Source organism: Erwinia aphidicola (genome assembly GCF_014773485.1).
Lineage (GTDB): Bacteria > Pseudomonadota > Gammaproteobacteria > Enterobacterales > Enterobacteriaceae > Erwinia > Erwinia aphidicola.
Map to the genome: position 1 here is coordinate 375,690 of NZ_JACXBP010000006.1, position 15,023 is coordinate 390,712.

Genomic DNA, 15,023 nt, shown 5'->3' on the forward strand with positions numbered 1-15,023 from the left:
TATGCCAACGATTATTATGGATTCATGTAACTACACACGACTAGGCTTAAGCGATTATATGGCGGTTAAAGGGGTTAAAAAGAAAAATATAACCACCGTTAACGACATGGACCAACTGCAAATTAAATGCCAGCAGATTCAACCTGGCGTGGTCTTTATTAATGAAGACTGTTTTATTCATGAGTCCGATGCAAGTCAGCGTATCAGAGACATTATCATGCAGCACCCTGATACCCTGTTCTTCATCTTCATGGCTATCTCCAATATCCATTTTGAGGAATACCTCTACGTTCGTAAGAACTTGATTATTACATCAAAATCGATAAAGCCGGCGACTCTTGATACGCTGCTTAGCAGCTACTTTCAAAAGAAAGTCAGTATGTCACCCCGCTACAATTCAGGCTTCGACGTCCATCCATTAACGCTCAGCCAGACTGAGTCTAATATGCTTAAGATGTGGATGTCCGGTCACGATACAATACAAATCTCAGATAAAATGCAGATTAAAGCCAAAACGGTTTCATCGCATAAAGGCAATATAAAACGTAAAATTAAAACGCATAATAAGCAGGTTATTTATCACGTAGTTCGTTTAACTGATAATGTCACCAGCGGTATTTACGTCAACGTAAGATAACGCACCAGGCAGGTCAGCATTCGCTGACCTGCCCGTTCTCCGTTTGCAGAATGCTCAATCTGTGAGCCTGCTCCCACTTCAAGACCTAATCCTTTTCACTTCTTTGCCGATGGTTTGTAGACGACCGGAGCGTTCCTTCGTCCCTACTGACAGAGAGCAAGGATATGAAATCACAATTACAATCTCACGAGCAGCCGACCATCAGCTTTTGGCAACATTTGCGCCTGGTTCCCCTGTTCGCCGCCATTCTTGGCGGAATTCTGCTGTTGTTTGCCCTGTGTATCGGCCTCGCCAGTTATTTTTTAGTCCAGAGTAATAAGTCGCTCAATGATATTACGCAAGAAATTGCTATCCGCATGGCGATCTCAAACAGTTCTAATAATTTGCGCGCTGCGCGTTTGACGGTGATCCATGCCGGTGCCGCTGCACGTATCGGTGAGATGGATGAATTCAAAGCCAATCTCGCCAATTCAGAAAAGCGCATCAAATCGGCACGCGACAATTTCACTATTTACCTCAACCGCCCGGTAAAAACCCCGGCAGGGATAGCGCTGGACGTGGAGCTGAAAAAACGCTTCGACGCTTATATTAAGCAGGGACTTGAGCCGATGCTGAAAAGCGCGGGTGATGGCAGCTTTGAAGGCGTTATCGCCCAGGAAACGGATTACACCCGCAAACTGGATGACGCTTATAACGAAGTGCTTTTTAAAGCGATCAAGCTGCGCACTGAGCGTTCCGACGGGCTTAATGAGCAGGCCGCTGCGCAAACCCGCCTTGGCTTTATTATGATGGCGGCGGCATTCGGCCTCGCACTGCTGCTGACGCTGGCTACCTTCATCTTCCTGCGCCGGGTGGTGATTACGCCGCTGCGCCAGGCGGTGGAAAGAATTGAGCAGATCTCCCACGGCGATTTGACCGCGCCGCCGCAGGTCTGGGGACGCAGTGAGATCGGCAGCCTGGGGAATAACCTGCAGCTGATGCAGCAGGCGCTGGTGAAAACGGTAGGGACCGTGCGCGAAGGGGCAGTGGCGATCTATCAGGGATCGAGCGAGATCTCCGCAGGCAATACCGACCTCTCCTCACGCACCGAACAGCAGGCTTCCGCGCTGGAGCAGACCGCTGCCAGCATGGAACAGCTGACCGCCACCGTGAAACAGAACGCTGAAAATGCCCATCACGCCAGCCAGCTGGCTGCCGATGCGTCGGGTAAAGCGCGCCAGGGCGGAGACATTGTGACCGGCGTAGTCAATACCATGAACAACATCTCCAGCAGCTCGAAGAAAATTGCCGAGATCACCACGGTGATCAACAGCATTGCCTTCCAGACCAATATCCTGGCGCTGAATGCCGCGGTGGAAGCCGCGCGGGCCGGTGAACAGGGGCGCGGCTTTGCCGTGGTCGCCAGCGAGGTGCGCAACCTGGCGCAGCGCAGCGCCGGAGCCGCGAAAGAGATTGAGGGGCTGATCGCCGAATCGGTGGAGCTGATTGGTAAGGGATCTTCGCAGGTGGGGCACGCGGGCAATACCATGGGTGAAATCGTTGATGCGGTGCGCCGCGTGACCGATATCATGGCCGAGATTGCCGCCGCATCCGACGAGCAAAGCAAAGGGATCCAGCAGGTCAGCCATGCGGTAACCGAGATGGACAACGTCACCCAGCAGAACGCCTCACTGGTGGAGGAAGCCTCATCTGCCGCTGCGTCGCTGGAAGATCAGGCGGCGCGCCTGACTCAGGCGGTGTCGGCATTTAAACTGAGTGGTGGCGCGGTTGCTGCGGTGAAAAACAGCAGCGTCAGCAGCAAACCCGCAGCGTTAGCCGCCACGCGCCCGGCGCTGGTCAGTAATGAGAATTGGGAAACATTTTAAGCGGGGTTAAGATGGATAATCAGGGCGAGGCAGGCCTCGCCCTGACGAGAGTTGAGGGGTTCGTTGTCGGGTCGACCTGTTACCGGTCGGCCCGTTGCAACAACTCTGTGGCCTTATCCAACGCTATGCCCTCTTTATTACGGATAATCACTTCGCCAATCTCCTCTGCACATTGCAGAATATTATGGTGGTGGCACGCCAGCGGGATCACCGTCAAATCTTCGCAAACTTGCTGCAATCCATTATCCTGCACTGCCAGAAGCTCTCGCATTACGTCATCCGGTAGCTGTGGGTTGGGCTGGGTCGCTTTGAACAATGTCACGCGTGTGGTCATCAGCCTGCGCGAAATAACACCTTGTGCAAGCCGCTGTTCCGTTCCTGCAATAGCCATTGCCCGCTGTGCCGCCTCCGCAGTAATGCCCAGGGCAGACAGCAGATCGGATGATGGCTGTTCTCCCACGGCTTGCTGATAGAAACTGTCGAGCAGATACAGTGACACCTGGCCGACGCCCCTTGCTTCCAGCAGCGCGGCAACCTCCAACGCGATCAGTCCCCCCAACGACCATCCGACAATCTGTACTGGCGAACTTCCGCTTAACAGCCCGTGTGCCGTCATCTCATCAAGATAGCGAGCGGCAAGCGTGGACAGAGAATCAATCGGCGGCCGATGATAAAGATTGTAGTTGTCGATACCGAAGCAGTTTATGCGGCCCTGGAAGGCCTGCGCAAACGGATAAAACGCTTCAGCGCCAACCAGTGCCGGATGGATCATCCATAACGCAGATGCACCGGGCGTAGGGGTGTTGAGCGCTATCACCAGGCTGTTGTGCTGGCTGGCTAACAGATTTTTCAGGGTACGGCACTGGAACAGTTTCACCACCGGGACCGGCGAACCCAGAATTTCAGCAAGCCTGATGCACAACGAGATCGCGATAATTGACGTTCCCCCGGCGCGGAAAAAATCATCGGTCATGCCGATGCGTTCGCAGTGCAGCGTTTCCTGCCACAGCGCACACAGCTGCGCCTCCAGCGCATTTTTCGGGGCAACATAATCAGTTTCGCTACTGCTGGCCGGGGCAGGCAGTGCTTTGCGATCCAGCTTACCGCTGGAGCTAAGCGGCAACGCATCCAGCCTCACTAACGCGGTCGGGATCATATATAGCGGCAGTTGCTGACTCATGAATTCCAGCAGCTCAACTTCCACCAGCGGCTCCTCACAGACGTAGTAAAGGACCAGCCGTTGCTGGCTGTCGTCATTTCTGACAATCGCGCAGCAGGACTTGATGGGACTGAATGCCATCGCGCAGTCTTCGACTTCCCCCAGCTCAACGCGATAGCCATTCAGCTTCACCTGAAAATCCATACGGCCTAAAAATTCAAGGTTGCCATCAGGCAGATAACGCCCGGCATCCCCGGTACGGTAAAGCCTCTCCCCCAGCACCGGATGCCAGATAAAACGCTCATCGGTAAGGGTGCGATTACGGTAATATTCACGAGCCACGCCTGCCCCACCGATATACTGCTCACCCGGCAGACAAGGCGGTAGGATACGCATATGGCGGTCAAGCACGTAAAAGCGCTGGTGCGCCATCGCTTTGCCGTAAGGCACGCTGGGAGCAAGTATCGGTCCGTCAGGAATCTCATAGATGATCGACCATATAGAACTCTCGGTGGCCCCCCCCGTACTGCTAATACGACAGTGCGGCTGCCACTGGCGAATACGCGCGGGAAGCTGTCGGGAGATCACTTCCCCCACCAGCACCACATTGCGCAAGGCGGGCCAGCTGGCACCGGGCTGCACGCCGGACTCAAGATACTCAACCAGTAATGTCATCACTGACGGGGCAGAGTTCCAGAACGTCACGTCGTGCTCAATCATCAGGCGATGCCAGGCATCTGGCTGATAACGCTGGGCTTCCGACGGTATCACCATCGTTGCACCAGCCGACAGAATGCCAAAGATATCAAATGCAGAAATATCAAAGCTCAACGCGCTCAGCGCCAGCCCTCGATCGTGCGGGCCAATGCTCAGCTGCCGCAGCGTATCAACAATACTGTTCACAGCGCCGCGATGCTCAACGGCCACCCCTTTGGGTGCCCCAGTAGAACCGGAAGTGAAGATGACATACGCCAGTTCACCCGACGCCGCGAATACCGGTTCGCCCGGCTGCGGCTGCGGAAGTTCCGCGACGCAGCCGTGACTATCTATCGCCAGCAGGCGAGCATTGTCGGTGCACTGCCAGGGGGCACTGCTAATAATGACCCGTGATTGTGACTGGCTGATGATGGCGCGCCGTCTGCGCTCCGGCCAGGAGCCGTCAAGCGGCAGATACGCCCGGCCGGCCATCAGGATAGCCATTACGGCAATAATCTGCGCGCGCCCTTTATCCACCATCACTGCAATAGTCTCCGCCTCCATATCGGTAAACTGCCGTAGTTGCAGAGAGAGATGCAGCGCCGCCTGATACAGTTCGCCGTAGCTCAGTGCCCCTTCGCTGTCTATCAGCGCCACCCTCTGCGGCTGCCGCCGGGCATGCTGGATAAAATCATGATGAATGGCACGCTCGAAGTCATACTGCGGCAGGCTGGACTGCCACTCTGCTCGCTGACGCAACACGTCGGCTGAGTCGATCAGATGCATCTCTTTAATGTGCAGGCGGCTATGATTCACCAGCTGTTGCAGGATGCGCAGATAGTAACGCGCCAGGTATTCTATGGTTTCAGCACTGAACAACGCCGTGGCGTAGTTAAATATCAGCTGCGTCCCCTCCGTTTTTTTCTGTACGCTCAAGGTCATATCAAACTTGGCTACCTGATAATTTTTGTTCAGGCTTTGTGGGATAAGCCAGTCAGGGAATGACGGATTAACTTCCTCATCTTCCAACAGGAACATCACCTGGAACAAAGGGTGAGAAGCCAGGTCGCGCGGCACCTTCATCATATCGATCAGCTGGTCCAGAGGCAGGCCCTGATACTGCTGAATTTCCATCACCTGGTCGAACACACCCTGTATGTACGCGGCAAGCGTGATGTCATCATCGATCTGCGAGCGTAGCGGCAAGGTATTAACAAAGAAGCCGATAACATTATGCACCTCCTCCGTCGGGCGGTTAGCGACAGGCGTACCGACCAAAATATCCTGCTGACCGCTGAAGTAGCTCAGCAGCAGGTTAAAACTGGCGAGAAACAGCGCGAATGGCGTTACGCCATGCTGCTGAACAAAATGCTCACATTGAGCACCCAGTTCTGTTGGTAACCTGATGCAATAATTGGCCCCCCGATGATCAACCTTTGCCGGGCGGGGGTAGTCGAGCGGCAGCTCAAGAGGTTGCCAGTTGTGCAGCTTATCCCGCCAAAAGTTTTTCAGCGCCTGCGCCCGCCCGGAGTCAAGATACTCTCGCTGCCAGCAGGCATAGTCACCATACTGTAACGCGGGTGCGGACAATGGCAGCGTGCTGCCCAAACAGCAAGCGGGATACAGCTCGGCCAGCTCGCGGATAAACAACGCTTGCGACCAGCCATCGAAAGCCAGGTGATGGATAACAACCAGGCAGTAAACGTCCAGCGTATTCCCCTCATACACCTGGTAAATCGTGGCGCGGGTCGGAATTTCTGTGCTGAGATTAAATGGACGGTCGATATCCTGCTGCAGCTGCCGCGGCCACTCACCCGCAGCCAGCATCATGCGAGCCACCTCGAGCGCTGCATCAGTTCGCACTGACTCGGCTAGCTGCGCCTGCTGCTGATGGATCACGCTGCGCAGCACTTCATGACGGGCAACAATCGCCTGCAAACTGTGGCAACAGGCGTCAATATCTGTGCCTGGCGCCAGCCGGAACAGCATCGGAACATGGTACAGATTGCTGCCACCGTTAAGATTTTCAATAAACCACAGCTGCATCTGTGAGTAAGAGAGCGGCCAGCGGTCGCGTTGCTGGGCCGGGATAGAAATACCCGCTGTCTGCGGCCCACTCTGCGCCAGGTAAGTGCACAGCGATCTGATCGTGGGGTACTGCCCTATTTCGCTGAGCGTAACCTGCTTTTTCAGCCGTCGGCTAAGCTGGTAGCTGGCCTGGATAGCCAGCAGGGAATTGCCCCCCAGCGCAAAGAAGTTGTCCTCTACGCCGATTGGCTCCACGTTAAGCAATTCACGCCAGATATCGCAACAAATCGTCTCTTCATGACTCGCTGCCTCCACAAACGCCTGCGCCTGAGGCACTGCTGGCGGCAGTAAATCGCGCGCGACTTTGCCATTAAGCGTCAGGGGGATCTGCTCAAGCTGCATAATGGTTTTGGGCACCATGTACTGCGGCAGCTGGGCGCGTAACTGCTGAAGCAATAAGACAATATCAATCTCTTCACTGGCAGTGATATAGGCGACCAGAACCCTTTGAGGAGCGGAAGTCAATATCACGCAACAGCCCGTTATCCGCGGATAAGCCAGCACCACGTTTTCAATTTCACCCAGTTCAACCCGGTAGCCATTGATTTTGACTTGCTGGTCAATGCGCCCCATGAATTCGATATTGCCATCGCTGAGGAAACGCCCGTAATCGCCAGTGCGATACACGCGCTGCTGCAGCTGGTGATGCCAGAAGAAACTGGCGTTGGTTCGCTCTTCATCATGATAGTAACCGCGCGCTAATCCCTCTCCGGCAATAAAGAGCTCGCCTTTAACCCCTTCAGGCACGGGCCGCAGCCAGCGATCCAGGACGTAAAATTGTTCATGGGGCAGCGCCCGACCATACGGGATACTGACCGTCAGCACCTTTTCAGGTGGAACTTCGTACAGAATGGAGAAAATGGCGGCTTCTGTCGCGCCGCCTGCACTGCAGAACTGGCAGCCAGGTGCCCACTGGCGACAGCGCTCGGGTAAGGATGTGGCGATCCAGTCCCCTCCCACCATGACCAGCCGCAACGCCGGACGTGGGCGATCGAGGGATCCGGCATTAATAACGTAATCCAGCAACAGCTCCAGCAAGGCCGGAGCACTGAGCCAGAGGGTCACCCGATGCGACATCATCAGCTGATACCATGCCTGCGGGCTGGCGCGATGTTGCTCAGCAGGCATCACTACGGCGCCACCGACGGAAAGCGGGGCAAAAATGTCCCAAATGGCAAGGTCAAAACTCATTGCGCTGAGCGCCAGGCTGCGATCGTGCTTATCAATGCTGAAGCGACGCTGTACCCCTTCCAGGGTATTCACCGCGCTACGATGTTCAATCGCGACCCCTTTCGGCGTACCGCCAGAGCCGGAAGTGAAAATAATATAGGCCAGGTCATTCGCGGCCACCTCCACCGGCGGCAGTAGCTGCTCTGCCAGCGGCAGTTCCGATGCCAGCCCCCTGCGGTCCAGCAGAATGACCTTGACGGCTTCAGTGGCCCACGCTTCGCTGCTCAAAACGGTGTTAATCCCGGCCTGCGCCATGACCGCCAGTCTGCGCTGCAGCGGCCAGGCCTTATCCATTGGCAAAAAGGCTTTACCACACATCAGCACCGCGAGTATCGCAACAGGCTGCTGTCGCCCCTTATCCGCAAGGATAGCGACAGCTTCTCCAGTCACTTCCCCCTGTAATCGTAACTGGGTCGCCAACATTTGTGCGGCCTGATACAGCTCACCGTAGCTCATCTCGCCGCGATCATCGAACAGCGCTGCTGCCTGCGGGTTTTGCTGGGCATGACGAATAAAGTCCTGATGTAGCGGACGTTCAAAGTGATAGTCAAATGCTGCTTTCGGCGGCGAGAGGGCGATACCCGCCCCCAACCCGGCTGCCGCTAGCGGCCGTTCCTCATGCTCTATCAGCTGTTGCAGCATCTGCAGATAGTAGTGGGCGAGCCGGGAAATCGTTGATTTTCTGAAGAGTGCACTGGCAAAGTTGAAGCGCGCACGCATCCCCTCCTGGCAAGGCTTGAGCGTCAGAGTCAGATCAAATTTCGCCGTTCTCTCTTTCTCACTCAGATCCACCAACGACAGCCACTGCGGCACAGCGTCAGAGTGCTCCTCGCTTTCCAGGCTGAACATCACCTGAAACAGCGGATGATGGGAAAAGTCACGCGCAATGGCAAGATGGTCCACCAGCTGCTTCAGGGACATATCCTGATGCTGCTGCACCTGACGGGTGTTGTCCGCCACCTGACGGATAAATTCAGCAACAGAGAGTTGATTGTCCAGCTGGTGGCGCAGCGGCAGGGTATTGACAAAAAAGCCGATAAGATTTTCCAGCTCCGCCTGTCCGCGATTAGCCAGCGGCGAACCCACCACCACGTCGTCCTGCCCGGTATAACGGGATAACAGCAGCACAAAACCGGCCAGGGTCACGGCATGCAGCGTCACGCCCTGCCTGCGGGCCAACGCGCGTAACGCCTCAATAAGCGCCGCCGGCAGCAGCACTTCAACATTGTCACCCCGCACATCGGCAAAGGCTGGCCGGGAAAAATCCATCGGGATATCAAGTGGCTGAAGCCCGTCAAGCGCCCGAAGCCAGAAGTCCAAAGCGCTTTGCTGATTCGCCGCCTGCTGCTGCTGCCACAGGGCGTAATCCAGATATTGCCGTTCAGGCACGACGGGATCCGCTGACGCTGTCTTACCGAAGTACTGATATAAATCGTCGAGCTCCCGCATCACCACATTCAGCGACCAGCCATCAAAGGCAATATGATGAAATACCAGCAGGCAGGCGATACGTGCAGTGCCCGACACATCCTGATAATGATAAATCGTGGCCCGTATCGGAATCTCACGTTTCAGATCAAAGGGTTGCTGCAGTGCCTGCTCGACGCTGGCTGTAACATGGTCTTCCGTTGGCAGATGTTTTTGCGCCACTGTCAGAGTCTGTGGGGTTACTTGCTGGCTCGCTTCGCCCTGCTCATCCTGCACTATCAGGCTGCGTAATACCTGATGTCGCGCAACCAGCGCCTGCAGGCTGATCGTCAGCCGTTCGCAGTCAATTGTCGGGTCAAGCTGGAGCATCAGCGGCGTCAGATAATGTGTCGCCTGCGCAGACAGCTGCGCCATAAACCAGAGCTGAGACTGCTGGAAAGAGAGCGGTCCGCTGTCACGTCCCATGGCTGGAATAGTGACCTGTGGCACCGTTTCGTTGCTCAATGCCAGCTGATGGCTCAGCGTGGCAACGGTAGGGTACTCACTCAGGGTTAAGGGCGACACATGCAGGCCAGTCCGCTTGTAAATCTCATGGCAGTATCTGATCGCCAGAATGGAGTCGCCTCCGAGAGCGAAGAAGTGATCGTCAGTGCCCGCCTGGCATTTCAATAGCTGATTAAGCAGCGCCAGAAGCTGGCTTTCCAGCGCATTGGCAGGCGCCCGATAGTGAGTACAGCTGTCAACGCTCTGCGGTTCGGGCAGGGCCTTATAGTCCACTTTGCTGTTGAGCGTCAGCGGGATCGCCGCAATTGCCCTCATTGCGCCAGGAATCATATACAGCGGCAGCTGAAGTTTAAGCACCTGTATGATCTTCTCTGCCGTGAGAGTGCTGCCTGGCGACAACACGTACCAGGCTCGCAGCTGGAGCACAGGTTCGCTCTGCACGGCCGCGACCGCCCCCTGCACTCCTGGGATAGCGCGCATCACACTTTCGATCTCACCCAGTTCAATGCGATGACCGTGAATTTTTACCTGCTGATCTTGACGCCCGCAATACTCCATACTGCCGTCAGGCAGGCGGCGCGCCTTATCGCCGGAACGGTAAAAACGTTGATAATTTTCACCCTCCTCCAGCAGATTGTCCGTAAAGGTGCTCGCCGTCAGCTCCGGTAGGTTGAGATAACCGCGGGCCAGCCCAATCCCCGACAGGCAAAGATCGCCAACCACGCCAGTCGGCAGTATGTGCCCCCGTTCGTCGACGACATAGCAGCGCATATTGTCTATGCTGCAGCCAATATTACGCGCGCCATTATGCTGATAGAGGTTCACACTCACGCTGACCGAGGCTTCCGTGGGGCCATAGAGATTTGAGACGCGCATTCCCTGCGCCAGATAGTGGTTCAGTACCTCTTCCGCCACCGACTCGCCGCCCATACCGATGTAGCGCACAGATTCAGGGAACGCCGGGCAGGTACTGAGCAGGGCCGGTGGCAGGAAGCAGAAATGAATCTGCCAGGCAGCCATTTGCTGCGTCAGCTGCTGTAAATCTTTGCGCTGCTGTTCGCTGGCGATGTGCAGGCTATGCCCGTTATGCAAAGCGATAAAGACTTCATAGACATGCGCGTCAAAAGCCAGGGTGGCAAACTGCAGGCAATTCAGCACGCCGCGCTCATCCGCAAGAATGCGGCGGGTGTGGCCGAGAATGGTATTGATCGCCCCACGGTGCTCACAGAGGGTCCCTTTGGGGCGCCCGGTGGTGCCGGAGGTGTAGATGACATAAGCCAGCTGTCGGTTATCAATCCGCGGCAGGTGTACCACTGGCTCATCGTCGTTGCACGGCGCCAGCGCATCTATCAGCAGGCAGTGTATGTTTTCTGCCCCTGTGCGAGCCCGGTCCTGCAGGCTGGTTTGTGTCAGAATGATTGGGCTAGCCACATCCTGCAGGATCCAGCTCAGCCGCTGCTGCGGGGTGTGAGGGTCAAGCGGCACATAGGCTCCCCCTGCTTTCATGATCGCCAGCATACCGATGACCGCATCGTTGGTTCGCTCAATAAACAGCGGGATCAGGGTCTCCGACAGCATCGGCTCCCCCGTCAGCTGCCGGAAGGCGGTGTGCAGCTGGCTGGCCAGACGGTCAACCCGCTGTGACAGTTCGCCATAGCTAAGGGAACCCTGTTCGTCGTGCAGGGCAATCCGCTCGGGATGGCGGCTGGCATGCAGTTCAAAACCGGATAGCAGTGTGGTACAGCTCTGTATGACTACCTCGGGCTCGCTGCTCCACTGGTCGCGCAGTCGTGATTCCTGCTGGGCCGTGATCAAAGGGAAATCGGACAGCGGCCTGTCCGGCTGCTGCAAAGCCGCGTTCAGCAGATCGCAATACTGTTCCGACATCTCAACCATCTGATGCTCATCGAACAGATCTGTGCGATATCTCAAGCGAAAATCGAAGCCATCATCAGCGGGTTGATACTCCAGAAGCAGCTCTGAACCGGATAGATCAATATTAAATCGATTGTTGATGCTGAGCTGGCAACCTTCCAACGAGAAAGGCGCATCCTTGAGATAAGCCTGGGAAAAGTTAACATTCAAATGTTGAATGCCAGTCTGTCTGATAACTTCATAAATCGGCAGCTGAGTATGGCGCAATTTTCCCGACGCTTTGATTTTTCGGATATAATTGATGCTTAGCTGATATATATCACGAAACGTCGACTCAGCAGAGAGGCTCAGAGGAAAAATCCCCATATTCACCTGAGCGCCGTAATACATCTCACTGCCGCCATCAATAGACACTGGATAGCCAATACAGACCGATTTCTCCTCTGACATTCTGGCAAGAAGGGTTGCCCATAATGTTTTAAAAATCAGGAAATGGCTCGCGTATTTCACACCGGACTTCAGACTATTCCACTGAGTATAAGGGATGTGAAAACGAACCTCAGACGAGTGTATCTGACCTGGTAGGGTGTTCTGATGGATTTTTGGAATATCATTAACTTTTTGACAACCCGCCAGCATCTCTTGCCAAAAATCCACTGAATTAAATTCAGTGCGCAGGCGTGATATCTCTTGCTTGAAACGGGCATTCTGTTCATCGATGGTTTCTCTGTTATTGCGACCGAACGGCTGTTGGCCCCGGTGATTATAATAGTGAGATAACGCGTCAATAAACTCCTGCCCCGAAAGGCCATCGAGGAGGGTATGATGCAGGATGACAATCAAATCATGGTGATGCGCATCGTGCCTTACCAGCAAGAAGCGGCAGAGTGGGCCACTACGCAGGTCAAAGGGGGCCTTTACTCGCGCGGACAGATCGCACGACGGGTCAAGCTGCTCAAGTATGATACTTTTATTACCCGGCACCCAACGGAGTTGGTCGCCGCTATCACTCAGCACGTGACTAAACAGAATATTTTCTTCGACTAACTTTGCAATCGCATTTTCCAGACGTGCGATATCTAATGGCCCATTTATCGCCTGATCGACGACTAAATTATACTCACAGGATTTCGGATTGATTAAGAATTCATTCCAGAAAGTTTCAGTATATGGCGATACCGAAAAACCAATCATATTAACTCCATTTAAATAAATACAAACTTTTACTCTCGAATTTCTGCCGGAGTATGTTTAGAAATTAACAATAAATACGCCTAATTTCACACAAACAACTTATCTTAAAAAATGATGATAAATAAAATTATATTTTAGAAAAATAAGAAAAGAGCAGAGTTCACCAACGTCATAAGTTTGATTAACATAAAATGACGTAAGTTATGGCGAATTTTCCGATTTACAGAGAGGGGGGGATAATTTTCGGTCAACGTGGTGAGCTAAAAAACCTTTGTCAGGGCATCAACAGGCACGGCAAGCCCCGCCCCTGCACTCGTTGAGGGGATCAATAGCAGAGGTCGGGCATGCCCGACCCGCTGTTAAAATTCAACCTGCGTATGGCGAGCGATCAGCGAGCGTAGCGGCACGCTGCTTTTCATAATCGGTGACTTGATCACGATATAGCTGAAGTACTTGTCGATGCCGACCTTGGCATCCAGCAGTCCTTCAATAACTTCCTGATAGTGCTCAATACTGCGGGTGATAAAGCGCAGCAGATAGTCGTAGCCGCCGGTGATCAGATGGCACTCCATCAGCTCGTCCACTTCGCGGATCGCATTTTCGAACTTGAGGAAATCTTCGCGTCGGTGACCGGAGAGCGTCACTTCGGTGAACACCGTGACTGAATCGGTGATTTTAGTCAGATTAATATGCGCTTCATAACCGGTGATAAAGCCCGCAGTTTCCAGACGCTTCACGCGTTGCAGGCAGGGGCTGGGCGAAAGCCCGACGGCGTCGGCAAGATTGACATTGCTGATACGGCCATCTTTCTGTAGCTGTACCAGAATGTTGATGTCGATACGGTCCAGTTTCATTAAGCCGTTCATAAAACCCCTCATTGGTTCACGTCACCCAGATGGTATAGCACGCTTAATCACTGGTACGCCAGTGATTTAACATCGCGTGCTATCCGGGCGTAATTATCAATAAAAGCAATAATATCAATGAGGAAGAGTGGTCAACCCAGGCGTCCGGTGGCGCGTGCCAGGGCGATATCAAAGATATGCAGCGCCTCTTCCAGCTGTGAGTCGCTGGTCACCAGCGGGGCAAGGAAGCGCACGGTATTACGCTGCAGGCCACACTTGATCAGCAGCAGCCCCTCCTGGCAGGCGCAGTCGAGGATCTTCTGCGTCAGCGCCGCATCGGGCTGTTTGCTTTCGAAGTCGATGATCTCCACCGCCTGCATAAAGCCAATGCCGCGCACCTCGCCGATGCAGGCATATTTATCCGCCAGCTGCTGCAGGCGCGCACTCATCTGCTCGCCGAGCTGGTTCGCGCGCTCCAGCAGGTTGTCGTGCTCAAACAGATCGAGCACCGCCAGCGCAGCCGCGCAGCCCAGCGCGTTACCGCCGTAGGTGCCACCGAGGCCGCCAGGGGTTGGCGCATCCATAATCGCCGCTTTACCCACCACACCGGAGATCGGCAGCCCGCCGCCGAGGCTTTTCGCCACGGTCACCAGGTCCGGCACCATCCCGGTGTGCTGGAAGCCAAACATCTTGCCGGTACGACCAAAGCCGGTCTGCACTTCGTCACAGATCAGCAGAATGCCGTGGCGGGTGGTGATCTCACGCAGCGCCTGCATAAACGCCGGGGAAGCCGGCAGGAAGCCGCCATCGCCCTGCACCGGCTCGATGATTATTGCCGCTACGCGCTCCGGCAGGATCTGCACCGCAAACAGGGTATCCAGCGCTTTTAAGCAGTCCGCTTCGGAAACGCCGTGGAACGCGTTCGGGAACGGCACGCGGTAAATATCGCCGGGGAACGGGCCGAAGTTCTGCTTATACGGCTGGCTCATGCCGGTTAAGGTCACCCCCAATAAGGTACGGCCGTGGAATGCACCGTCAAAGGCAATAATGCCGGGGCGATTGGTGTGCGCACGGGCAATCTTCACCGCGTTCTCTACCGCTTCCGCGCCGCTGGTAAAGAACACGCTTTTGAACTCTTCACCGCCGCCAATCAGCTTATTCAGGCGTTTTGCCAGCTCGATATAGCCCGGGTACGCTGCCACCTGGAAACAGGCGTGGGAAACCAACTGCAGCTGCCGGGTGACGGCATTAATCACTGCCGGATGGCTGTGGCCGACGTTTAATACGCCGATGCCGCCAACGAAATCTAAATAGCGATTACCTTCCACATCCCACACTTCGGAACCTTTGCCTTTGGCAATCACAATCGGGTGCGCGGTGACCACGCCGCGCGGCACGTTTTCGGCACGGGCGTCCAGTAACAGGGCGTTATCAGAAAATGTCTGCTGCTCAGCCAGTAAATTATGCATTGTATGCCTCATTGACGTGAAAATGATGAATTG

5 protein-coding genes are annotated in these 15,023 nt (G+C 54.9%); 2 read left to right on the plus strand and 3 right to left on the minus strand.

Going from position 1 to position 15,023, the window contains the following annotated elements; translation table 11 throughout:
- Position 1: 1 nt before the first annotated feature.
- Together rcsA and ID864_RS16710 are read left to right on the plus strand one after the other, a co-directional pair.
- The gene (gene rcsA, locus ID864_RS16705) at positions 2-637 is read left to right on the plus strand and encodes a transcriptional regulator RcsA (protein ID WP_048917341.1); all 636 of its coding nucleotides are present in this window, start codon (positions 2-4) and stop codon (positions 635-637) included.
- Positions 638-801: 164 nt separating this feature from the next.
- Positions 802-2,502 carry a methyl-accepting chemotaxis protein gene (locus tag ID864_RS16710; RefSeq protein WP_048917340.1) on the plus strand — a complete coding sequence of 567 codons (1,701 nt, stop codon included), beginning with the start codon at positions 802-804 and terminating at the stop codon, positions 2,500-2,502.
- Positions 2,503-2,581: 79 nt separating this feature from the next.
- On the opposite strand, the gene ID864_RS16715 is transcribed toward ID864_RS16710, so the two are convergent.
- From ID864_RS16715 to gabT, 3 genes are all read right to left on the minus strand, one after another.
- Positions 2,582-12,676 (minus strand): non-ribosomal peptide synthetase, encoded by a 10,095-nt coding sequence (locus tag ID864_RS16715; protein WP_191150149.1) that lies wholly within the window; start codon positions 12,674-12,676, stop codon positions 2,582-2,584.
- A gap of 359 nt (positions 12,677-13,035) precedes the next feature.
- Positions 13,036-13,542 carry an Lrp/AsnC family transcriptional regulator gene (locus ID864_RS16720; protein WP_048915662.1) on the minus strand — a complete coding sequence of 169 codons (507 nt, stop codon included), beginning with the start codon at positions 13,540-13,542 and terminating at the stop codon, positions 13,036-13,038.
- A 131-nt stretch (positions 13,543-13,673) separates the two neighbouring features.
- Complete coding sequence (gene gabT / locus ID864_RS16725) at positions 13,674-14,990, minus strand: 4-aminobutyrate--2-oxoglutarate transaminase (RefSeq protein WP_099754917.1); 1,317 nt, start codon at positions 14,988-14,990, stop codon at positions 13,674-13,676.
- Positions 14,991-15,023: the final 33 nt, after the last annotated feature.